A 22,534-nucleotide genomic window follows, 5' to 3' on the forward strand; every position below is an offset into this window, starting at 1 on the left:
TTGTGTTATTTAAGTGGAGCGTGCGGCTATGAGAAATCGCTATTCATTACCCCAGATTACCTTACATTGGCTGACGTTATTGATGGTCATTTTGACCTATGCAGCCATGCTGCTCAGTGACACGGTGCCTGATGAAGACAGAGCCCTGGTAAAAAACCTGCATTTCAATTTTGGTATTTCTGTTTGGTTGCTTATGCTGGTGCGACTCTGGTTGCGCCACAAAAATACAATTCCTCCTATTACACCAAAATTGCCTGATTGGCAGCTATTAGGGGCACATATTTTACACTGGTGCCTGTATTTGATGTTTTTATCGTTACCAATTTTGGGTGTTTTGGCGCAGGCCTATGGTGGGAAAACTTGGTTCTTACTCGGCTGGCAAGTCCCGCAATGGGTGACACCGAATGATGAAGCGCGGGCTTATCTAAAACAAATACATGAATTAATTGCTAATTTAGGCTATTTCGTGATTGGCGCTCATACTTTGGCGGCGCTTTATCATCACTATATTCGCCGCGATGATACTTTACGCAGAATGATGCCGGGTAAATGATATAGAGTCTAAAATGATAAAGGGCGCAAATGCGCCCTTTATACGATGTCAGGTAGTGAATATCTCAGTCTAAAACTATTCGACCATCATCATGAAAGTGCCAACCCAAACCACCAACATAATTGAGATACCCATAAAGAAATACTTCATTTAACCACTCCCCCTTGGAGCACCCCGCCAGCCTGAGTCACTCAGTCACTGTTGCGAGTCGATGGCGCTAATGTAATCCCAATAGAGAGCGATTTTCAATACTGTAATTTTATGCACTAGATCACACTTTTATACAGAAACAGTAATCGATGTTAGTCAATGTATTGAAGTGTGAAGCTATTAACGTTTTTTTAAATTATCGCTTAATAACAATTTGTTACTCTCTTGGCTTAAATTTAAGCGATAACGATTGGGGGAGTTTAATTATCCGATTTTTCTTACCGCCACATCAGCTTCAAAACCCAGTAAATAAAGGGCTTGTTCCAGAGCTTCAACCTTGGAGGCGTAATACACATCCAGCAGACGATCCATTTGAGCTGCATTCAAACCTAACTTACGGGCCATATCGGCTTTGCGGGTTTTGGTGGTAAGCATGGCATTGTGCAATTCTGCTTTCAGCCGTACCAGAATAGGTACGTGAATAGCAATATCCTCCGGTTGCAATACCGATGGTGTAGGGACGGGGCGCTGTTCTTCTATTTGTGCGGCAATGCCATTTTTAATGCCATCTTGTGCTTCTAACTCTATGTCATCGACTGAGTAAGTCACAGAACCTGATTCTGGAAAGTCGCGGTAATGGATATGGTATTCGCCGCTGGCTTCATCATAGGTATAACTGGCTGGGTAATGGTGCACGGTGTAACTCCTGTAGGAACAAGGTACTTCAAGATGAGGACATTGTACTGGCATCAGCAATGCTGGGTTACTTATTTAGCGTCTAGGCATAAATGATGAATATTGGCGAGTACGGGCAAGAGCAATATTGTCTGAGTAGCGCCTGTTTGTCACAAAAATCGGCAATTGCCGCAGCCTCGTTGACTGCGGCAGATGGTTGAATAAATTCACTGCGGCTCAGTGAAGCAGTAATCGGTCTTTTATTGTTATTCATCGACATTCCCTTTGCGCAGGACATTTTTGGGCGAAAGCAAGAGGAGATCTGCATCACGATTTTTAGCTCTACCTGCTTGTCGTCGGGTAGTAACATGTTAATTTAGCGGTAGTTGGATTGTTACCGTCAATGGCGGGCAAAACCTGATTGAGTAGCTTGATGAATGCTGCTGAGTCGGGTTTTTTTGTTTTCAGGGCTAACACATGAAAATCGCTAAAATACTTAATAACAATGTGGTTATCGTTCTTGACCCCCAGGGACAGGAGCAGGTGATGATGGGCCGCGGGCTTGGCTTTCAAAAACATCCGGGTGAATTGCTGGATAACACATTGATAGAAAAAGTATTTGCGCTGAAAGACAATGAGTGGGTTTCGCGATTAAGTGAGTTACTGAGTTGTATCCCATTAGAAGTGATGATTACTTGTGATCGAATAATCACTTTAGCGACGGCTAAGTTGGGGAAGCTGCAAAATAATCTCTATATCTCACTGACGGACCATTGCTTCTATGCAATTGAACGCCACAAGCAAGGCTTAGATATCACCAATAGATTGCTATGGGAGATTCGTCGGCTGTATCCGAAAGAGTTTGGATTGGGCTGTGAAGCATTGCAAATCATTGAACAACGGCTCGGTGTGCAATTGCATGAAGATGAGGCTGGATTTATTGCGTTACATTTAGTGAATGCGCAGCTAAATAGCGAAATGTCTGAAGTCATGCAGGTCACCAAAGTGATGCAGGAAATTCTGCATATCGTAAAATATCAGTTTAAGTTGGAATATGATGAGAACGGGCTAAGCTATCACCGTTTTGTCACGCATCTGAAATTTTTTGCGCAGCGCATGTTGGGGCGCAATAACGTCATCAGTGATGATGATTCTTTACACGATACGATAAAAGAGAATTATATCGGGGCTTATCGCTGTGCCGGGAAAGTTCAGCAACATATTAAATTGCAGTATCAGCAGGATTTGAGCAAAGAAGAGCTGATGTTTTTGACTATTCATATTGAGCGGGTTCGTCGGGAATGTTCAAACTTGCCCGATTAAGCAATTAGCAAAAGAGATTTTAGAATAAAGGATTGTGACTGCCGAGGGCAGGCAAAACCTGAATGTGTTGGTATCGCTTATGGCGGTGCAGAGCATATTCAGGTTTTTTTTTGCCCATAATTATTTATCTGAGTATTTGCTTACCTGAGTAAATAATCGCGCTAGCCAAGGAACATATTATGCAATATACAGCGATCGTCAGCGAGATCCTCGCCGGAGTGGGAGGGAAGAGCAATATTAGCAGTGTTATTCACTGTGCTACTCGTTTGCGCTTTAAACTTAAGGACACATCGCGAGCAGATGCACAAACGCTGAAGCAAAATCCGGGCGTCATTATGGTGGTGGAGAGTGGTGGGCAGTTTCAGGTGGTAATTGGCAACCATGTCAGCGAGGTCTATCAGGAATTATTGCAGCAAGCGGGTTTATCTGATGGTGATGAAAATGTGCGTCAGCCGAGTCGACAAAAAGAAGGTTTACTGAGTCGTTGTATTGATATTATTTCGGGCATTTTTACTCCCTTACTCGGGATCATGGCAGCCTCTGGTATTCTTAAGGGTTTTCTAGCACTCAGTGTGGTATGCGGTTGGTTACACCCAACCAGCGGCAGCTATATGATTTTATTCGCTGCCAGCGACTCTTTGTTCTACTTTTTCCCGCTGGTGCTAGGTTATACCGCGGGTAAGAAATTTGGTGGCAATCCGTTTATTACCTTGGCGATTGGTGGTGCTTTAGTCCATCCCCTGATGCTGGCTGCATTTAATGTCACTGGGCAATCTGATGCTGAAACCCTTTATTTCCTCGGTCTTCCGGTTACTTTTATTAATTACACTTCGTCTGTTATTCCTATCATATTAGCGGCCTGGGTCAGTTGTTGGTTAGAAAAAAGGTTTAATCGCATTTTACACAGCAGTATTAAAAACTTTTTCACCCCGCTGTTGTGTTTGGTGATTACGGTTCCTGCCACATTCTTATTGATTGGCCCGCTAGCGACCTCGCTGAGTCATTTATTAGCAGAAGGTTTTCAATTTATTTATTCCGCAGCCCCGTCGGTGGCTGGGGGTGTATTAGCTGGAATATGGCAGATATGCGTCATCTTTGGCCTACATTGGGGCTTAGTTCCATTGATGATTAATAACTTGAGTGTATTGGGCTATGACGCCATGTTGCCATTGTTATTACCTGCAGTCATGGGGCAGGTAGGGGCGACACTCGGAGTCTTTTTGCGTACCCGTGATGCCAAAATGAAAGTATTGGCGGGTTCGGCATTTACTGCCGGTATATTTGGTATCACTGAACCTGCTATTTATGGGGTGACGTTACCGTCTAAAAAACCGTTTATATTCGGTTGTATCGGCGGGGCGATCGGTGGCGTTATTGTGGGGTATAGCCAGACTCATGTTTATTCATTTGGTCTGGTCAGTATTTTCTCTTTTGCCCAGATAATTCCAACCACCGGCATTGATGCCAGCGTATGGGGTGCAATTATAGGCACTCTGACGGCATTGATTTTTGCCGCAATCGGCACTTTCTTCTTTGGCTTGCCAACCCCCATTGCGGCACCACAAATTGAAGATCCACTTGAAACCTTATCTATCACCAAGAACCATAATGGCCTTGGTGAAGTGATATTTAGCCCTATCAGCGGCGAATTACAGGCATTAGCTTGTGTTGGCGACACTATTTTTGCCAGCGGTTTGTTGGGGGCGGGAATAGCCATTATTCCTCAGCAAGGTCGGGTTGTTTCACCGGTTAATGGTGTAGTGGTTTCCTTATTTAAAACTCACCATGCAATAGGTATTGAGTCCGATGCAGGTGCTGAAATTCTTATTCACGTCGGTATTGATACAGTCAAACTCGAAGGTCAATATTTTACCGCGCATGTCAGTGTGGGAGAGCGAGTTAATGTTGGGGACCTGCTATTGGAGTTTGATTATACGGCGATTATTAACGCCGGTTATGACCTGACCACGCCGGTCATTATCAGCAACAGTGAAGATTATCAGGATGTTCTCTATGCCAAAGGGACATCTATTACAGAGCAAGCACCGTTATTAACCGTGATTCGTTAATACTGATTCAGGAGAAAACAGATGAAACATGCATTTCCAGATAACTTCCTTTGGGGCGGGGCTATTGCAGCTAATCAGGTAGAGGGGGCTTATCTTACTGATGAAAAAGGACTATCTACCTCTGATTTACAGCCATACGGTATTTTCGGTGATATCGTTCCCCGAGTGAATGGCGACAGTTATGTCAAAGATGTGGCTATCGATTTTTATCACCGTTACCCGCAAGATATCGCACTATTTGCCGAGATGGGCTTTAAATGCCTGCGTATTTCCATTGCCTGGACACGTATTTTTCCGCAGGGCGACGAGGAACAGCCGAATGAAGCCGGTCTGGCATTCTATGATCGCTTATTCGATGAAATGGCGAAATACAATATTACGCCACTGGTGACGTTATCTCATTATGAAATGCCTTATGGCCTAGTGAAGAATTATGGCGGCTGGGGAAATCGTAAAACAATTGGTTTCTTTGAGCATTATGCCCGAACGGTATTTCAGCGTTATCAGCATAAGGTCAAATTGTGGCTGACATTTAACGAAATAAATATGTCACTACACGCGCCTTTTACCGGTGTTGGGTTAGAGCGAGAAAGCAGTAAAAGTGAGATATATCAGGCGATTCATCACCAATTAGTTGCCAGTGCTAAAGCAGTCACTGCTTTGCATCAAATTATTCCTGATGGCCGTATCGGTAATATGTTGTTAGGCGGTTTGATGTATCCGTTAACCTGTAAACCTGCTGACGTGTTAGAAACTCTACAGCAGAATCGTGAATGGTTATTCTTTGGCGATGTACAGGTGCGCGGCTATTACCCCTCCTATATGGGCCGTTACTTTAAGCAGCATGGTATTAGTATTGAGATTACGGCAGAAGATAAACTGGCACTAAAAGAAACGGTCGATTTTATTTCCTTTAGTTATTACATGAGTGGCTGTGTGACTACCGATGAAAAATTAAATCATCAGGCCAGAGGCAATATTATGAACATGGTACAAAACCCGCATCTTGCCAGTTCAGAGTGGGGGTGGCAGATAGACCCCGATGGATTGCGTATTCTGCTCAATGAATTGTGGGATCGTTATCAAAAGCCACTGTTTATTGTTGAAAATGGTCTGGGCGCAAAAGATGAGCTGGATGCTAATGGAAATATTGAAGATGATTACCGCATAGACTACCTCAATGACCATTTAGTGCAAGTCAGCGAGGCTATTGAAGATGGTGTAGAGGTAATGGGATACACCAGTTGGGGGCCGATTGACTTGGTGAGTGCGTCGAAAGCTGAATTATCCAAGCGCTACGGTTTTATTTATGTTGATCGTGATGATAGTGGTCATGGCAGCTTGGAACGTCGCCGTAAGAAAAGTTTCTATTGGTATCGGGATGTCATTCAGAGTAATGGCGAAACACTAAAACGCTAATATTGGCCTATTTCAATAGCGGTGCTTTAACCGGCACCGTGTAAACTGCTATTCTATATCAATACTCTTCAACACTTTATCACGCAGGGAATGAGTGCGATGTTGAATATGAGAAACCGTTTTGAGCGTAATAATCTCTTCGGAGAGAAGAATATTCATGCTGTTTTTGAAGTTAGCCTGCTGCTAAAAGCGATATTGGCTATCATGGAGATAGTGGCGGGTATTTTAACTTTTTTTATCACCCCACAGCTTTTATTGAATATATTGCATCGCATCACTCAAGTTGAGTTTATCGAAGATCGTGGCGATGTGATTGCCAATCATTTGTTGCATGCAGCGCAAAGCCTTTCCATCAGCAGTCTGCATTTCGCCGCGTTTTATTTATTAATTCATGGCATTGTTAAGTTATGGGTCATTATTGGATTGTGGCGCAAAAAGCTGGGATATTACCCAGCAGCAATAGTCATTTTTAGCTTATTTATTATCTATCAACTTTATCGCTATACCTTTACTCACTCTATTATGCTGATTTTAATCACTATTCTTGACTTAGTGGTTATCGTGTTGACAGTGTTGGAGTATCGGCAATTGCGACGGGAACAAAAAAGGCTCCAAGCGAAGCCTTTGTGATGCTGATTTTGCTATCAGCGGTGAGTTATTCCTTCATAAATTAAGCGAAGCCCAAAGGCTCCGACAGCGATTCCGATAATTCCGCTTAACAAGTTCTGAACTTTGCCATACGCGCGGCGTACTGCAGGGCGGGAGAATACCATACTCAGCAATGACCGCCAGAGGATTGAGGCCACAACAATGCCGAGCCAGGCGATCATTTTGGCCCATGCTGGTGTGGTCGGGGTGAGAGTTACCGAGAAAATACTGATAAAAAACAGCACAGTTTGCGGATTAGATAAATCAGTTAACAGGCCACGGCGGAAGAACACATACCAAGGCGTAATTGACCAAGCCGCGACAGCACCTATGCCCATGTGCAGTTCTTGACGATGGCGCACCATATTGTAGGCATACCAAACCAGATACAAACCCCCGCCGATCTTGATTGCCGAGAACAGTGATCCTCCGTCAGCAATCAGCGCTGCCATACCAAATAACCCCAATCCTGAGTAAATCGCATCCCCTAAAGCCACACCTAACCCGGTGAGTAAACCTGCATTTTTACCGGAGCTGAGACTGGTTTGAACCACAACAAGTAAGTTAGCGCCGGGATTAATAAATGTGAGTACAAATAGCCCGATGGTCAATATGATGACGTGGATCTCATCCATTTGGTGCGGCTCCGATATTCATGATGCTCAGTAGCATAATCTAATCTGCGGGAGTGGGCAGAGCATAACTTGTGCTTGTTGCCATGTTTTAGTCGACACGTGTTGATAGAAATGTGTTGTCTGTCACTCAACAAAAATATGGGCCTGACCCATAATCGTCAAATCAACCATTAAGCCGACATAGATACCTTCGCGGCTGATAGTTTTGATTGCGACGATGTCGTTGTGCTCAATAATAGATAACGTGAGCGTTGAAATAAAACCGGCAAAATCAATACTGACAATCTTAGCCAAACAGTGAGTCGGATAATGGTGAGCGGAGGGCAGTGGTGTGATAGTCACTTGCTCGGGGCGCAGCATAATGCGTGCTTGCCCCTGGCGTGTTGCATCGTCAACCTTGACACGGCCTAGCGCACAGTCGGCCCATCCGGCCTCAATGTTAGCGGAAAGAATCAGTGTTTCCCCCAAGAATGTCGCGGTCGGCTCATCAATCGGTCTGAGATAAAGCTCTTGCGGCGCGCCCACATGAGCCAGCTTGCCCGCGCGCATTACCGCGACCTGATCGGCAAAAGATAATGCTTCGCTTTGATCGTGCGTGACTAATATGGAGGCGATATTGGCTTGTGACAGCAGTTCAGCTACCGCTTTGCGGGTAGATGCGCGCAAAGCGGTATCCAGTGCGGAAAAGGGTTCGTCCAATAACATCAATACCGGGCTTTGTGCCAATGCTCTGGCGAGTGCGACACGTTGTTGCTGACCACCGGATATTTCATGGGGCCAAAGTTGCGCTAATCGCCGATCTAGTGCCACCATTTCCATCAATTCATCAATCCGTCGAGTTTTATCTTGCTTGCTGCCTTTTAGCCCATAAGCAATATTGCCCGCCACGCTAAAATGTGGAAATAGTGCACCATCTTGCGGAACAAACCCAATCCCGCGTTTATGCGCTGGGACGTGAGTTGATTGGTCAAATAGCGGATTTCCTTGCAAAATCACCTTGCCGCTATCCGGCGTTTCGAAGCCGGCAATAATACGCAGCAATGTAGTTTTACCCGAACCCGATGGCCCGACAATCGCTGTGCGGCTGCCCGCTGTCACCTGTAAATCAATGCCGTCTAATACCTGGACCGATTGGTAAGATTTACCGATTTGTTGAAGTTCAAGCGTGCTCATAATCCTGCCGTACGTTGAGATTGAGAATAAAGGAGCCAGGTGAGTGGCAGGGAGAGCGCTACCATGAGCAGGGCATAAGGTGATGCAGCGACGTAGTCTATCTCACTGGTTAATGCCCAGAATCCAGTGGCCAGAGTTCGGGTACCATTGGGTGCTAATAATAAGGTGGCAGTCAATTCATTGGATATCGCCAGAAATACCAAGGCTGCACCCGCCGCCGCACCGGGGGCCGCTAGCCGCATGGTGGTGCTCCAGATGGCCTGAGCGGGCGTTTTGCCCAAACTGCGTGCCACGTTTTCCAGCTCGACCGGCGCAGTCGCAATTCCGGCCCGTAAACTGATTAAGGCGCGTGGCGTAAACATCAATAAATAGGCCAGTAAAAGCGTGAATTCAGTCTGATACAGCGGCCGTGCAATGCGGATGGTGATGGTCACCAGCGCCAGTGCGACCACAATACCGGGCAGCGAACTGGTGACATAATTACACCCCTCCATGACCCGGTGCAAACGCCCTGGATAGCGGACGGATAACCAAGCCATTGGTATAGCGCACAGGGTGATAATCACGGCACCGCTCAGCGCCAGAGCCAGCGTTTGTTTCAAGGCTGGAAATAGCTCAGCATTCAACCATACATCGATGCCGCCGATGTAGAGCCAGCGGGTGAGGGTGATAAAAGGCACACCGAGCGAGAGGGTGGTCATCGCCAGTGGAAGTAGCAGACACAATAGGGTGAGGGCGGTTCCCATTGAATAAGCGGTTTGTCTGCGCGCACTCCCCGAACCGACTCGAGCATAGCGGTTATAGCCGCGGCTGGTGGCCTCGATTAACAATAATCCCAGACAACATAACGCCAAGACACCCGCTAACATATTGGCTGCTGGGCCATTAAAGGTGGATTGGAATTGATCAAAAATAGCCGTGGTAAAGGTGTCAAAACGGATCATGGCGTACAGGCCATATTCTGCTAATAAATGCAGTGCAATCAATATCGAACCGCCCCAAACAGCGAGTTTTAATTGCGGTAGCACTACGCGGAAAAATACCCCTCGGGGCGTGCTACCTAAAGATGCTGCAGCATCTTCCAGACCGGGATCAAGGCGACGCAATACTGCTGAAGCGGGCAGATAAATAAAAGGGAAATAGGCAATGACAGAGATAAATACCCCCGCGCCAAGCCCGTGCATTGAGGGTACCAGGCTTATCCAGGCATAACTTTGCACAAAAGCAGGCACTGCCAATGGGGCAATAGCCAGCAGTGACCAAATTCGCCTGCCGGGTAGTGTGGTGCGTTCGGTGAGCCATGCCAACGCCACACCAATAATGGCGCATAGCGGTAAAGTGAACGCCACCAGTAATGCCGTATTAAGCAGTAATTCCCCCACGCGAGGGCGGAAAACGAGAGCCTTGACCGTTGACCAACCGGTATCAATGGCAATGCCAATAACAAACCCCAGCGGCAGCAGGGACAATAGAGAAAGCATCACAGCAATAACCACAATCTCAGAACCGGGGCGGCGGCTATATTGGCGTTGAGTTGTCTGACCCAGTGGCATAGGGATAACATCGGGGTTTACATTGGCCATAATCGTCAAGGCACTCGGCGTGTTAATGCCCGCCGGGTCAGGGACGCGACGGGCTAAAAATACATATTATCAGCAGGTTGGCTGTATTACAGCAAGCCTGCTTCTGTCATTAACTCAACCACTTTCTTGCTGTTCAGTTTAGACGGTTCTACTTTTGGTGCTTCCAGATCTTTCAGTGGCACTAACTTAGGATTGGAAGCAGCATCAACACCCACGGCATATTCAAATGCATTATTGGTGCGCAACACATCCTGACCGGATTTACTGGTTATCCATTTCATAAATTCTTGAGCTTCTTTCGGATGCTTGCTGGACGCCAATACACCGCCACCGGAGATACTCACAAAAGCACCCGGATCTAGATGTTTGAAGTAATGCAGTTGAGTTTTACCGCTGTTCTCACCGGTTTTGGCTTGATCAACAAAGCGGTAATAGTGATAGATAACCCCACCATCAATTTGGCCAGCATTCACTGCTTTCATTACAGTGCTATTACCTTTATAGGCAGTAAAGTTAGTTTTCATGGCCTTTAACCATTCCAACGTGGCTTTTTCGCCTTTCAGTTCCAGCATGGCGCTAACAATGGCTTGGAAATCAGCCCCAGAAGGTGATGCAGCCCAACGGCCTTTCCACTCAGGTTTGGCTAAATCCATAATCGACTTAGGTAACTCGGCTTCGCTAATTTTTTCTGGATTATAGACAAAAACGGTACTGCGGGCGGCAATGCCAGTCCAGCGTCCATGGTCAGGGCGATATTCTGTCGCTACCTGAGCTTGTGTTGCCGCATCCAATGGGGCGAACAATTTCGCATTATCGACCAGCACCATTGCCGGGGAGTTTTCCGTCAGAAAAACGTCTGCGGGTGATGCGCTACCTTCCTGAACCAGCTGATTACCTAACTCGCTGTCCCCGCCATTGCGCAGGGTTACCTTAATACCAGTATCTTTGGTAAAGCCGTCGACCCAGGATTTCACCAGATTTTCGTGTTGGGCGTTATACACCACAATACCTTCGTCATTGGATGCAGCATTGGCGGAAAAAGCCAGCATCATTGAGGAAGCTAACAGAGCAACAGGGCCAAGAGAGGATAAACGTAACTTCATAAAGACATCCTTTAACAGGTCAAAGAAGAAAACGAGAGAGTTAGTCAACGGAGAAACATTTCGATTGTATAGAAAGAAATTAGCAATGATAGTGAAAATCATTCGTATTATTTGATACTAAATGTTTCATTGATGTTGCTGTAATTCCTTATTCTTCAAAGGGTTTAGTCTGTTTTTCTCTGGTGAAGACCCCGGCTACTGTGCGATTCCTATTGTAAATAACCCAATGTAATCCCGTATTTCCTGTTTGTTCCTTACAGACAATGACTTAACATAGCTATTACTTTTTGGCATGGTCTATGGATATACGATGCGTCACTTAGCTGTCATTCTTCCCTCACTCATTTTGCTTTCTGCCTGTAGCAGCAAGCCGACGCCTCCTGTGGCTGCGACGCCGTCAGATAGCCTGACACAAAGCGGTTTTTTACTTGAACCGCAACATGTGGGTCACGTGCCAGACGGTGATTTTGCCTATAATGCGGATACTGCCCGTTTTGTCGATAAAATGGTGCGTGAGCATGGTTTTGAGCGTCAGCAACTGCATGATGTATTAGCGCAAACTAAAAAACTGGATTTTGTTATCCGCTTGATGGATAAGCAAGCGCCGACCTCTGGCCGTCCATCCGGGCCAAATGGGGCCTGGAACCGCTATCGCAACCAATTTATTACGCCAGATAACGTGCAAAATGGCGTGAATTTCTGGAACCAACATGAAGAAGCCCTGCAACGTGCTTATGAGGTCTACGGGGTTCCACCAGAAATTATCGTTGGCATTATTGGCGTTGAAACGCGCTGGGGCAGAGTGATGGGTAAGACTCGTATCATTGATGCGCTGGCAACACTCTCCTTTGCTTATCCGCGCCGCGCCGAGTATTTTTCCGGTGAGTTGGAAACCTTCTTGCTGATGGCGCGCGCTGAGGGCAATGATCCGCTCAGTCTGCGCGGTTCCTACGCTGGTGCAATGGGTTATGGTCAATTTATGCCATCGTCATTTAAAGATTATGCTGTTGATTTTAATGGTAATGGCCACATCAATTTGTGGGATCCGGAGGATGCCATCGGCAGTGTGGCGAATTACTTCAAAGCCCACGGCTGGACCAAAGGGGCCGCCGTGGCTATTCCTGCCAACGGGCAAGCGCCAAATCTCGATAATGGCTTTAAGACAAAATACCCCATTTCGACATTATCTGCCGCAGGGCTAAGCCCGACCGGTTCGCTGGGCGACTATCAGGAAGCCAGCTTGTTGCGTCTTGATGTCGGTACCGGCTATCAATATTGGTATGGTTTGCCAAACTACTACACTATTACCCGTTATAACCACAGCACCCATTACGCGATGGCGGTGTGGCAGTTAGGTGAGGCGGTCGGTCGGGCGCGTCGCGGCCTTTAATAGCTGAGCGGATATCACAAAAAAGAGCCGCGTTATGCGGCTCTTCATACTAATCACAGCAGATGAGAAATATCATCCGGATGAACTGATGGTGGAGACTGACGCCAACCGCGTGTGAGCCACAGCAAGTAAATAAAACCAGCCAGTAACCACAACAAGCCGACCTCTAGCGCGCGCTGTTCAAGATGAAGCCACAACCACACCGACATCACAAACCCCATCATTGGCAACAGCCCATATTTAAACATGGCTGAAATACCACGACGCTTCTCATTGAAAATAAAGTGTTTTATAACACTCAAATTCACAAAAGTGAACGCGCCGAGTGCTCCGAAGCTTATCATCGACACCACTAAATTCAGATCAAGGAACAGCGCCAGCAGCGAGATGGTCGCCACGAACAAAATAGCGCGCCACGGCGTATGAAACTTGCGATGCAGATGGAAGAACACTTTTCGCGGTAGTACCCCTTCACGGCCCATGGCATAGAAGATACGCGACACACTGGTCTGTGCGGTCATCGCCGAGGCATAAACGCCCGTCAGGTAAGTGGCCATAAAGAAGTTATACATCCACTTACCGCCGACATGCTCGGAGATAATCAGGCTAGCGGTATCCTGATAAGGGATTAATGATTTCCAGTCTGGATAAGCCAAGTGCGCAGCATAAGACACAGCAATAAAGATGGCACCGGCGCTTATCACGGTAAACAGAATAGCGCGTGGCAGAGTGCGTTTCGCGTCGTGGGCTTCTTCTGCCATAGTCGCGATGGCATCAAAGCCGAGGAATGCCAGACAAAGCACCGCGGCACCGGATAATAATCCAGACATATCACCGGCATTGACCAGCAGTGGCTTCATTAACGCAGCCGGGCTTAAATCAGCCTGACTGAAAGAAAGAGCAATAAATAATACGATAAAGATCATTTGCGCCGCTATCAGCGAGAAATTCACCGAAGTGAGCAGGCGCACACCGAGAATATTCAATAGGCTGACACTGACAATAGACGCCATAATAAATACCGGTGCGGGGATCGCCGGAAATGCCTCGTGCAAGAAAATGCCCAAAACTAAATAATTCAGGATTGGCAGGAACAGATAATCCAAAATTTGCGCCCAACCCACCAGAAAACCGGTTTTTCCACCAAAACTACGCTGAACGTAAGAATAGGCAGAACCTGATAACGGCATAGCGTTAGTCATCCGGCAATAACTGAGGGCGGTAAATAAAATGGTAGCTACGGTGACCAGATAGGCAATAGGTAGATGCCCCTGACTTAATACAGTCACCTGTCCGTAGGTAGTAAATACGCCCAAAGGCACCATATAGGCGAGCCCGAAAGCGACCAGCGCGGGGGTTTTAAGCACTCTGCGCAACTGAATATTTTGTGGCATTACCGTATCATCTCCTGGTGTGTACAAGCACCGCTAAGCTGCATTTTTATGCAGATCTAACATAGAAAGGAGCGGATTTTGACACAAGGGGGTAAGGTTTGAAAGCCAATACCTTTCCGACTTGGTATTGCTGCGTTATTTGCCAGATTGATGACTCGGATCATCCAGGTAAATTACCTTTTATTTCGGCATGTTTATCACCCGAGTCACCGACTTATATCAGTGACTCGGGTGGGTATAAATACCGGTTTATCCGGCCTGATAAACCACTTTACCGCCAATCAATGTACATTCCACCTGAGTTTGATAAATCGTCTCTGGTGACTGCTCAAACAGGTTGTTTTTCAAAATGATAATGTCGGCAAATTTACCCGTTTCCAGTGAGCCAATATACTGCTCTTTGGCAATCATATACGCCGCGTCAATGGTGGCGGAGCGTAATGTTTCAATCAGCGTCAGGTCACGATCATTATCCAGCCGCGGGCCAGCGGGGCTGCCGTCAAGATGCCATGCGCGGCGGGTCATCCCTACTTGCAGGTTGTACCATTCATCCAAACGATCAATCGGCCAGTCACTCCCATAAGCAATACGAGCCCCTGCATCGAGGAAACGCGCCGCGGGTTCCATATGTTGGAAACGGGCTTCACCCAGCATTTCGCGCTCTTCATCAATCAATACACCCGGCAAACCGCCCCACTGGAAAGAGAGCACGGCAGTCGCCCCCAGTTTGGCAAAGCGGTCATATTGATGAGTAGCCACCAGCTCATTGTGCGCCAGCCCCGGCCGGATATCTTTGCCAGGGAAGGCAGCTCGCATCTGTTCCACCGCATCCAGCACCATTTCGATCGCACCATCACCCACGGTGTGAGTGTGTGGATGAAGGCCGGCACGGGCGCATTCCAGCATCACCGCATTGACGACTGGCGCGGTAAAATAGAGGTCGCCATAGTGTTTAGTTGGCTGCCAGTCTGGATTTTCTGCCGTGCCGTGGTTGGCACGATAAGGTTCGAGCAGGGCGGCGGTCATGGTCGGCGGCTGTAGAACACCGTCGATAAACAGTTTCAAGTGATCAACAGCAAACCCCGGCGCGGGTGTCCACTCTTCATTTCCCCACTGACGACCAAAGTCCACCACTTCTTGTACCACGCGTGCCGCATCTTCCGGCCCTTGTAGGCTGTCTGGTGTGACTTCTTTGGCACCCAGAACGCGTAAAGTCAGCTCGTTGCGCTCATATAATTGGCGGAAAGCCACCAATTGTTCGGCAAATACACGGGTATCCATCACGGTAGTGACACCCTGAGCATTTAAGACTTGTTGCACATGCGCGGCGATTTGCACATTCTTTTCTGGCGTGGCAGAAGGGATACTGTCAAAGGCGCGCATGGCCGGCGCATCTTCCAAAATGCCGGTAAGTTTGCCGTTCACGTCGCGAGCAATTTTGCCATCGGGTGGGACGGGCGTATTTTCATCAATCCCCAGCAACTCAAGCGCGCGGCTATTAGCCGCCAGCGTGTGGCAGTCATTCGAGAACAACGCCACCGGGCGACGAGTATTAAGTGAGTCGAGGGCGGCACGACTCATATCTGCACCTACCGGTGTTATGGCTTGGCGCTGCCAGGCACGCACAGTCAACCAGTCATTTTCACCTTTAAAGGGATCACTATCGAGATGCTTTTGGATAATATCTAACGTCTGCTCAACACTCAGCGCGGCATAATTGAGATTACAACCGATCAGCTGTTTGCCACCCCAAAACGGGTGCATATGGCTGTCAATAAGGCCGGGCATCATAAACTTGCCAGCCAGATCGATAAGTTGGGTTTTCGGGCCAGAAAACTGTGGGATAAGCTCATCATTGCCCGTCGCCAGAATATAGCCCTGGCCCAGTGCGATGGCGCTGCACATCCGGTTATTGGCATCTGCCGTGTAAATGATGCCGTTGTAATAGATAACATCGGCGACAGTAGATTGTTGAGTCATAGTTGGCTCTCAAAAATCCCGTTCTTCCTTGATGTTGCAGCAGTTTCTGATGCTGGCTACAACGCCAATGATTTTGGGAATAGGTGGGTCAAATAGCCATTATAGCCTGTATCTCCGGTAAAATTACGAGTGAGATACAAACTGAGGCTGGTGTTAGCTTAAGGGTTTTTTAATAATTCGGCTTTCATCGTAGCTGTCAGATGACGCAGTATTTCTGTTTCCGAAAAACCTAATTCGGTTAATTGTGTCAATCCATCCAGACCACAGACCAGCCCAATCAAGCGCCATGCGATATCACTGGCGCTTATATTTGCGCGGAATTCATTATTGGCTATTCCGGCATCAATTACCTCGACGGTGGCTTGATGCCAATCTGACATTGAGATGGCGCAGGCCTCTTTAATCAAGTCATCGCGTTCGGCCATGACCGAGACTTCATTCCATAAGCGCGTTTCTCGCTTACCCGCTTCATCTTGTGGATAACCCAGAACAAGGAGCACCCGCTCGTGGGCCGGTAAGTTTTGGCTGTTTATCGCGAAAGCCGCTAAAGATTGCTTCACTAATAATAGAAAAGCATCGGCTCGCAGTCGTGAAACCGATGAAAAGTGGTGATGGACTTGCCCAACAGCCACGCCCGCCTCACTGGCAACACGGCGCACGGTGGTAGCGTTCATCCCCTCGGTTATGGCGACACGCATCGCAGCGTGCAAAATGGTGTCATGTCGCTCTTCACGATTCAAATAGGCCAAAGAGATTCCTTTATCTGACACATTAATATTTTCATCATTATGTGATGAATTGGACGTCAGTTCAACTTTCCGCTATTATTGCGAAATTGAACGGGTGTTCAGTTTTAAATTATGCTTAATTCGAGCGTTTTCTATGTCTAAAAAGTGGATGATTTTCTACGTTATTATTCTGATGTATCTCCCTGTTTCTATTGATGCAACCGTACTTCATGTGGCTGCACCACGGCTGGGGATAGCCTTGTCTGCCACCGGTAGCGAGTTATTATGGATCATCGATATTTACTCGTTAGTGATGGCCTGTTTATTACTCCCAATGGGGGCACTGGGTGATCGCATCGGTTTTAAACGACTGGCTTTATTGGGGTCGGTATTGTTTGGTATAGCTTCTCTTGGGGCTGCTTTGGCACCGTCGGTTGCCGCGTTGATTGCTGCGCGCGCTTGTCTGGCGATTGGCGCGGCGATGATTCTCCCCGCCACTTTATCCGCAGTGCGCCATGTTTTTACTGATGAACGCGAGCGAGCTTTAGCATTAGGAATTTGGGTAGCTATTGGCACCATGGGCGCGGCGATGGGGCCGTTGGTCGGTGGGCTATTAATGGAATACTTTTATTGGGGATCGGTGTTCTTAATCAATATTCCTATTATTATCGCGGTGGTTATTGCCACATTGGTGGTTATTCCTACCCAGCCGATGCGCACTGAACAGACATGGAAATTGGCTCCGGCATTGGTGTTGATCACTGCTATCCTGATGCTGGTCTATGCAGCCAAAACCGGGCTACGCGGCAATGGCGACCCAGTAACGACGTCGCTGACGGCCTTGTTTGGCGGTGTGATGTTGTTTGCTTTTGTGCGCAATCAATTGTCTACCTCTGCCCCGATGATCGATTTTCGTCTGATAAGTCAGCGAGTTATAGCCGTTGGTATAACAATGGCAATGACGGCGATGATAACGCTGGTGGGATTTGAATTACTCCTGACGCAAGAATTGCAGTTTGTGTTGGGAAAAAGTCCACTTGAAGCGGGCATATTTCTGCTGCCTTTAATGATTGCCAGCGGAGTGAGCGGGCCTTTATCGGGATGGTTAGTGGCCAAACTGGGATTACGTACTGTCGCCAGTGCCGGTATCGCCTTCAGTTCATTGAGTTTTCTCGGGTTGGCCTGGACTGATTTTGCCACGCAGGTATATCTGGCGTGGGGATGGATGATATTACTCGGTTTCAGTATTGAAGCATCACTGCTGGCCTCCACGGCGGCAATCATGAGTGCAGCTCCACCAGAAAAAGCCGGTGCGGCGGGAGCCGTAGAGGGAATGGCTTATGAGTTGGGCGCAGGTTTGGGGGTGGCAATTTTTGGTTTGATGCTATCGCGGGCTTATACATCCTCGATTGTATTACCGGAGGATTTGCCCGCCAGCTTGACGGAACAGGCCAGTGCTTCTATCAGTGAAACCATTCAGGTAGTAAATAGCCTTGGTGGATATGACGCGCTGCTCAATAGTGCCAAAATCGCTTTTTCGGCTTCGCACAGCTTAGTGTTAGGTACTGCTAGCGGTTTGTTGATCCTGCTGGCGACCGTGGTGTGGTTTGCGATGCCGGGGGAAAAAATACGGCAATTTGCACATTGACCGAAGGGGCCTGCTGGCCCCTGATACCCGCCCACTACTTCTTTTTTTATTAAACTGTTTATTAACGGTTTAGAGTCTACCAACTCTCTTTATTCATTAGTCATTGCTCTTAGTTAAGTGTGTGATATACATATTTACAGTAGTGATTTGGGTTTTGATTGATAAATGATGTCAAAACCGTATTCCAATAAAGAGTAAGGTTTTTCTATGACCGCGCGGCCGTTCACAGCACAACTCGATATCGACAGCTCAACTCAACCTGTCCGGGTCTCTATCAAAGGAGATTGGGTGCTGGCGTATTACCGCGTTTTGGAACCGGTCGTCACGCAATTTCGCGCTAGCCAGCCTCAGTCAGTGGTCTTTGATCTTACGCAATTAGGCGCTTTAGATACTGCTGGCGCGACACTGTTAGCACTGCTTCTGGGTGAAGAACGTGTCAATCATCTGCGTGAACTTGCGCCTAAACTACCCGAAGAACGCCGTACTTTATTGGAAACAGTTAGCCGTGTTTTACCTGATTTAGCCTCCGAGTCGTCAGAGAAATCATCTTCATTTTGGCTTGACTTATTGGCAAATACCGGCCGGTCGGTGGACAATTTATGGCAAGATATCAAATCGTTACTGGGTTTTATCGGCCTGACTCTCGAAGCACTATTTAGCACGATTTTCCGCCCCTCGCGCTGGCGAATGACTTCTTTGATTGCCAATATTCAGCAAATCGGCCTCAATGCTGTTCCTATTATTATGCTACTGACGTTTCTGGTGGGAGCGGTCATTGCTTTCCTTGGGGCGACAGTATTAACCACTTTCGGTGCCGGTATTTTTACCGTCGACTTGGTGGTGTTTTCTTTTCTACGTGAATTTGCCGTCCTGCTAACGGCTATTTTAATGGCGGGGCGTACAGCCAGTGCTTTCACCGCTGAAATCGGTCTGATGAAAGCGAACGAGGAAATTGATGCCATCCAAACTCTGGGTTTAAATCCGGTTGAGTTGTTGGTACTGCCACGCGTGTTGGCGCTGTTAATCTCATTACCGATGTTGACCTTTATTGGTATGGTTTGCGGCATTTTCGGCGGGATGGTGGTCTGTGCGTTAGCTCTCGATATCTCGCCCACCATGTTTTTATCGATCATGCAAAGCAGTAATGGATTGCAGCATTTTCTGGTGGGAATAAGCAAAGCACCTATTTTCGCTTTCCTGATTGCCATTATTGGTTGCCTCGAAGGGTTCAAAGTCACTGGCAGTGCTGAGTCTGTCGGAGTACACACGACCACCAGTGTGGTGCATTCAATCTTCGTGGTGATCTTGCTTGATGCCGTCGCAGCACTATTTTTCATGGAGATGGGATGGTGAGCCAAATGATACAAGAGCCAATCATTCAAATTCGTAATCTGGTGAATTGCTTTGGCAAACAGTGCGTACATCAGGATCTTAATCTTGACGTGCAGCGCGGCGAAGTGCTCGGTGTGGTGGGCGGATCGGGTACTGGTAAGTCAGTGCTACTGCGCAGTATCGTGGGATTACGCCGTCCAACGGCAGGGCAGATTCATGTGTTTGGTCAGGATTTAATGACACTATCGGGCCAGGCGCGTTCTCAAGTTGAACGCCGATTTGGTGTATTGTTTCAACGCGGCGCATTATTTAGTTCTTTGACGGTGACGGAAAACGTGGCTCTGCCATTAATCGAAAATGCGGGTTTACCCCGTGACGAGGCAGAGCGGTTAGCTCAGGTTAAATTAGCGCTAGCGGGCTTACCGCCAGGGGCGGGCAGTAAATATCCGGCTTCATTGTCAGGCGGGATGGTTAAACGTGTTGCATTGGCGCGCGCGCTGGCATTAGACCCTGATATCTTGTTTCTCGATGAGCCGACTGCGGGCCTTGATCCTATTGGTGCGGCGGCGTTTGATAGTTTAATCCGCACCTTGCGGGATGCACTGAATCTTACGGTATTTCTGGTGACACACGATCTGGATACACTCTATACCTTGTGTGATCGTGTGGCCGTATTGTCACAAAAGAAAGTACTGGTGGTAGATACATTGGATAAAGTGGCTGCAACTGATGATGACTGGATTCAGGCGTATTTTCATGGCCCTCGTGGCCGGGCTGCTTATCAGGCGGCGGCAGCGATTAATAGCGAAGAGAGGTTGTAAATGGAAACCCGTGCTCACCATGTTGTCATTGGTTTGTTCACTCTCATTGTGGTCAGTGCCGCGCTGTTATTCTGCCTATGGCTGACAAACGCCGGCTCTAATCGCCAGTTCAAGCTCTACGATATTGTTTTTAATGAACCGGTGAGTGGCCTGTCTCAAGGGAGTATCGTGCAGTACAGTGGTATTCGGGTTGGCGAAGTGACTCAACTGCGTTTGGACAGTGAGAACCCTAATAAGGTTTGGGCGCGGATTCGCGTCTCTGCTTCGACACCTATCCGCCAAGATACGCAAGCCCGTCTGACGGTTGCTGGTATTACCGGTACCTCAAATATTCAATTTAGCAGCAGCACCCCGTCAAGCCCGTTATTGGAGGGTAAAGATGGCGAAATTCCTATTATTATTGCCACTCCGTCACCGATGAGCCAATTGCTGGCCAATGGCGAGAATTTCATGAGTAACGCCAATGAAGTGCTGATGCGCTTAAACCAGCTACTGGCACCTGATAATCAACAGCGGCTCATCACCACACTTGATAATCTCGCACTGGTCACCCAGACGGTCGCCGATCAACGTCAGGACATTCGTACCATGTTGCAGCAGTTGGCCCAGGCCAGCAAACAAGCTAATGAGACACTGGCGCAAACCAATCGCTTGCTGCGCAACGCTAATGGATTGATGGATGGGCAGGGTAAGCAACTGGTTAATGATGCCGCCAAGACGATGGCATCGTTACAAAATACCAGCATCATTCTCAATAAATTGGTCACTGAAAATAAAACTTCTCTCAATAATGGCATGCAAGGAATGAATGAATTAGGGCCTGCTGTTGATGAATTGCGCAGAACATTAGCCACATTGCGTGCGGCGGTTTCCCGTTTGGAAGAAAATCCTGCGGCTCTGCTGCGTGGCCGTGAAAGAACACAGGAGTTTACGCCTCGATGATATCTCTGAAGATAATGCATTCTACCGGCCGTGGTGCGCGGCTGTTGATGTTATCCGGACTGGCGATGTTACTGTCAGCTTGTACCATTTTACCCAGCGCGCCGGTATCACAGGTTTACTTACTGCCCGTGCCGCCCGCAGCAAATGCGCCGCGCGCGCAGGCAGTAAATTGGTCGTTGCGAGTTTCACAACCAGCCACCAATCAGTTTATCAACAGTTCGCGCATTGCTGTGCAGCCAGAAGGGCAGGAAATAGCGGTCTACAAAAATTCGCGCTGGACTGATCCGACCCCTATTTTAGTGCGTAATCGCCTGATCCAGGAATTCCGTACTGATGGCCGTATTTCTGCTGTCAGCAGCGACGATGATAGCCTTCAGGCTGATGTTGAGCTGAGCGGCGATTTATCGGCATTTCAGGGGGTATATCAAGCGGGTAACAGTGAAGTACTGATCCGTTTTGATGCCCGACTGGTGCGTATTTCAGACCGCAGAATTATGGCAACACGACATTTTGAAATTCGACAACCTATTAAGGGCGCACAGATGAATGAAGTGGTGGATGCTTTTGGCTTGGCGAGTAATCAGTTGGCCTCACAGGTGCTGAACTGGACACTGCAACAGTCTCCTCAGTAACTGTTTTCTCAGTGAAAGGGCTGTCTTCATCTTAGATATACCCTAAGTAATTCGAGTTGCAGGAGGGCGGCTAGTGAGTAAATCCCCAGGAGCTTATTGATTCTAAGGTCAATGGCAGTAAGTGGCTGGGGGACAAATCGGTCGGGAACCGATTTGTACGCTGTTTGCTGGCGAGGCCCATAGATGGGCCAAGTAATGAAGATAGCCACCGCAAATTCAGCTTGCAGTATGACGGGTATATGTCAGGTTAAGTAAAGTCCGACAGTTATATTGACTGAGAAATTATAAACTTCTGCAAAATATCTGATTGCTGTTACTGAAATATATCTTATATCA

The 22,534-nt window shown here is 47.7% G+C and carries 21 protein-coding genes; 11 read left to right on the plus strand and 10 right to left on the minus strand.

The genetic code is table 11. The annotated features are described in order from the left end of the window. Positions 1 to 28 precede the first annotated feature (28 nt). The gene (locus ACF3VQ_RS06320) at positions 29 to 553 is read left to right on the plus strand and encodes a cytochrome b (RefSeq protein ID WP_392433870.1); all 525 of its coding nucleotides are present in this window, start codon (positions 29 to 31) and stop codon (positions 551 to 553) included. A gap of 75 nt (positions 554 to 628) precedes the next feature. Here the strand turns inward: ACF3VQ_RS06320 and ypdK are convergent, their stop codons facing one another. The 3 genes from ypdK to ACF3VQ_RS06335 all read right to left on the minus strand — a co-directional run bounded on the left by ypdK (position 629) and on the right by ACF3VQ_RS06335 (position 1,652). Further along, positions 629 to 703, minus strand: a complete 75-nt coding sequence (ypdK, locus tag ACF3VQ_RS06325; protein ID WP_098057507.1) for a membrane protein YpdK — start codon at positions 701 to 703, stop codon at positions 629 to 631. 264 nt (positions 704 to 967) lie between these two features. Then, on the minus strand, positions 968 to 1,399 hold the full coding sequence (locus ACF3VQ_RS06330; RefSeq protein WP_392433873.1) for a hypothetical protein: 432 nt from the start codon (positions 1,397 to 1,399) through the stop codon (positions 968 to 970). Between the two features lie 82 nt (positions 1,400 to 1,481). Continuing rightward, positions 1,482 to 1,652, minus strand: a complete 171-nt coding sequence (locus ACF3VQ_RS06335; RefSeq protein WP_019083642.1) for a hypothetical protein — start codon at positions 1,650 to 1,652, stop codon at positions 1,482 to 1,484. 203 nt (positions 1,653 to 1,855) lie between these two features. Between ACF3VQ_RS06335 and licT the strand changes: the two genes are divergently transcribed. The 4 genes from licT to ACF3VQ_RS06355 all read left to right on the plus strand — a co-directional run bounded on the left by licT (position 1,856) and on the right by ACF3VQ_RS06355 (position 6,819). Continuing rightward, positions 1,856 to 2,701 (plus strand): BglG family transcription antiterminator LicT, encoded by an 846-nt coding sequence (gene licT, locus ACF3VQ_RS06340; RefSeq protein ID WP_392433876.1) that lies wholly within the window; start codon positions 1,856 to 1,858, stop codon positions 2,699 to 2,701. Between the two features lie 179 nt (positions 2,702 to 2,880). Then, positions 2,881 to 4,770, plus strand: coding sequence for a PTS beta-glucoside transporter subunit IIABC (gene bglF / locus ACF3VQ_RS06345; RefSeq protein ID WP_392433879.1), 1,890 nt, complete (start codon positions 2,881 to 2,883; stop codon positions 4,768 to 4,770). A gap of 21 nt (positions 4,771 to 4,791) precedes the next feature. Next, positions 4,792 to 6,189 (plus strand): glycoside hydrolase family 1 protein, encoded by a 1,398-nt coding sequence (locus tag ACF3VQ_RS06350; protein WP_392433882.1) that lies wholly within the window; start codon positions 4,792 to 4,794, stop codon positions 6,187 to 6,189. Between the two features lie 99 nt (positions 6,190 to 6,288). Further along, entirely contained in the window at positions 6,289 to 6,819 is a 531-nt protein-coding gene (locus ACF3VQ_RS06355) for a DUF2127 domain-containing protein (protein WP_392433885.1), read from the plus strand. A 14-nt stretch (positions 6,820 to 6,833) separates the two neighbouring features. Here the strand turns inward: ACF3VQ_RS06355 and ACF3VQ_RS06360 are convergent, their stop codons facing one another. The 4 genes from ACF3VQ_RS06360 to ACF3VQ_RS06375 form a co-directional block, all read right to left on the minus strand. Beyond that, positions 6,834 to 7,472 (minus strand): LysE family transporter, encoded by a 639-nt coding sequence (locus ACF3VQ_RS06360; RefSeq protein WP_392433887.1) that lies wholly within the window; start codon positions 7,470 to 7,472, stop codon positions 6,834 to 6,836. Positions 7,473 to 7,595: 123 nt separating this feature from the next. After that, positions 7,596 to 8,645: an ABC transporter ATP-binding protein gene (locus ACF3VQ_RS06365; protein WP_392433890.1), complete on the minus strand. Its 1,050-nt coding sequence runs from the start codon at positions 8,643 to 8,645 to the stop codon at positions 7,596 to 7,598. Further along, the gene (locus ACF3VQ_RS06370; protein ID WP_392433892.1) at positions 8,642 to 10,228 is read right to left on the minus strand and encodes an ABC transporter permease; all 1,587 of its coding nucleotides are present in this window, start codon (positions 10,226 to 10,228) and stop codon (positions 8,642 to 8,644) included. Before ACF3VQ_RS06370 ends, ACF3VQ_RS06365 begins: the two co-directional genes overlap by 4 nt. An 86-nt stretch (positions 10,229 to 10,314) precedes the next feature. Continuing rightward, on the minus strand, positions 10,315 to 11,331 hold the full coding sequence (locus ACF3VQ_RS06375; RefSeq protein ID WP_392433895.1) for an iron ABC transporter substrate-binding protein: 1,017 nt from the start codon (positions 11,329 to 11,331) through the stop codon (positions 10,315 to 10,317). 310 nt (positions 11,332 to 11,641) lie between these two features. Here ACF3VQ_RS06375 and mltB point away from each other — a divergent pair, with 310 nt between their 5' ends. Continuing rightward, the gene (gene mltB / locus ACF3VQ_RS06380; RefSeq protein WP_392433897.1) at positions 11,642 to 12,721 is read left to right on the plus strand and encodes a lytic murein transglycosylase B; all 1,080 of its coding nucleotides are present in this window, start codon (positions 11,642 to 11,644) and stop codon (positions 12,719 to 12,721) included. 53 nt (positions 12,722 to 12,774) lie between these two features. Here mltB and ACF3VQ_RS06385 read toward each other — a convergent pair whose 3' ends face one another. The 3 genes from ACF3VQ_RS06385 to ACF3VQ_RS06395 all read right to left on the minus strand — a co-directional run bounded on the left by ACF3VQ_RS06385 (position 12,775) and on the right by ACF3VQ_RS06395 (position 16,844). Further along, the gene (locus ACF3VQ_RS06385; RefSeq protein WP_392433899.1) at positions 12,775 to 14,115 is read right to left on the minus strand and encodes an APC family permease; all 1,341 of its coding nucleotides are present in this window, start codon (positions 14,113 to 14,115) and stop codon (positions 12,775 to 12,777) included. Between the two features lie 249 nt (positions 14,116 to 14,364). Then, a complete protein-coding gene (locus ACF3VQ_RS06390; RefSeq protein WP_392433902.1) occupies positions 14,365 to 16,095 on the minus strand; it encodes an amidohydrolase in 1,731 nt (576 codons plus the stop codon). 158 nt (positions 16,096 to 16,253) lie between these two features. Continuing rightward, positions 16,254 to 16,844, minus strand: coding sequence for a TetR family transcriptional regulator (locus ACF3VQ_RS06395; RefSeq protein WP_392433905.1), 591 nt, complete (start codon positions 16,842 to 16,844; stop codon positions 16,254 to 16,256). A 133-nt stretch (positions 16,845 to 16,977) separates the two neighbouring features. Here ACF3VQ_RS06395 and ACF3VQ_RS06400 point away from each other — a divergent pair, with 133 nt between their 5' ends. The 5 genes from ACF3VQ_RS06400 to ACF3VQ_RS06420 all read left to right on the plus strand — a co-directional run bounded on the left by ACF3VQ_RS06400 (position 16,978) and on the right by ACF3VQ_RS06420 (position 22,198). Continuing rightward, positions 16,978 to 18,471: an MFS transporter gene (locus tag ACF3VQ_RS06400; protein WP_392433907.1), complete on the plus strand. Its 1,494-nt coding sequence runs from the start codon at positions 16,978 to 16,980 to the stop codon at positions 18,469 to 18,471. A gap of 207 nt (positions 18,472 to 18,678) precedes the next feature. Beyond that, positions 18,679 to 19,824 carry an MlaE family ABC transporter permease gene (locus tag ACF3VQ_RS06405; RefSeq protein ID WP_392433909.1) on the plus strand — a complete coding sequence of 382 codons (1,146 nt, stop codon included), beginning with the start codon at positions 18,679 to 18,681 and terminating at the stop codon, positions 19,822 to 19,824. Further along, positions 19,818 to 20,624: an ABC transporter ATP-binding protein gene (locus ACF3VQ_RS06410; protein WP_392433911.1), complete on the plus strand. Its 807-nt coding sequence runs from the start codon at positions 19,818 to 19,820 to the stop codon at positions 20,622 to 20,624. Before ACF3VQ_RS06405 ends, ACF3VQ_RS06410 begins: the two co-directional genes overlap by 7 nt. Continuing rightward, on the plus strand, positions 20,625 to 21,566 hold the full coding sequence (locus tag ACF3VQ_RS06415) for an MlaD family protein (RefSeq protein WP_392433914.1): 942 nt from the start codon (positions 20,625 to 20,627) through the stop codon (positions 21,564 to 21,566). It abuts the gene before it with no gap. Next, positions 21,563 to 22,198, plus strand: coding sequence for an ABC-type transport auxiliary lipoprotein family protein (locus ACF3VQ_RS06420; protein ID WP_392433917.1), 636 nt, complete (start codon positions 21,563 to 21,565; stop codon positions 22,196 to 22,198). Before ACF3VQ_RS06415 ends, ACF3VQ_RS06420 begins: the two co-directional genes overlap by 4 nt. The last annotated feature ends 336 nt before the right edge of the window (positions 22,199 to 22,534 follow it).

The sequence above is a fragment of the Yersinia fenwicki genome (assembly GCF_043099325.1).
GTDB lineage: Bacteria > Pseudomonadota > Gammaproteobacteria > Enterobacterales > Enterobacteriaceae > Yersinia.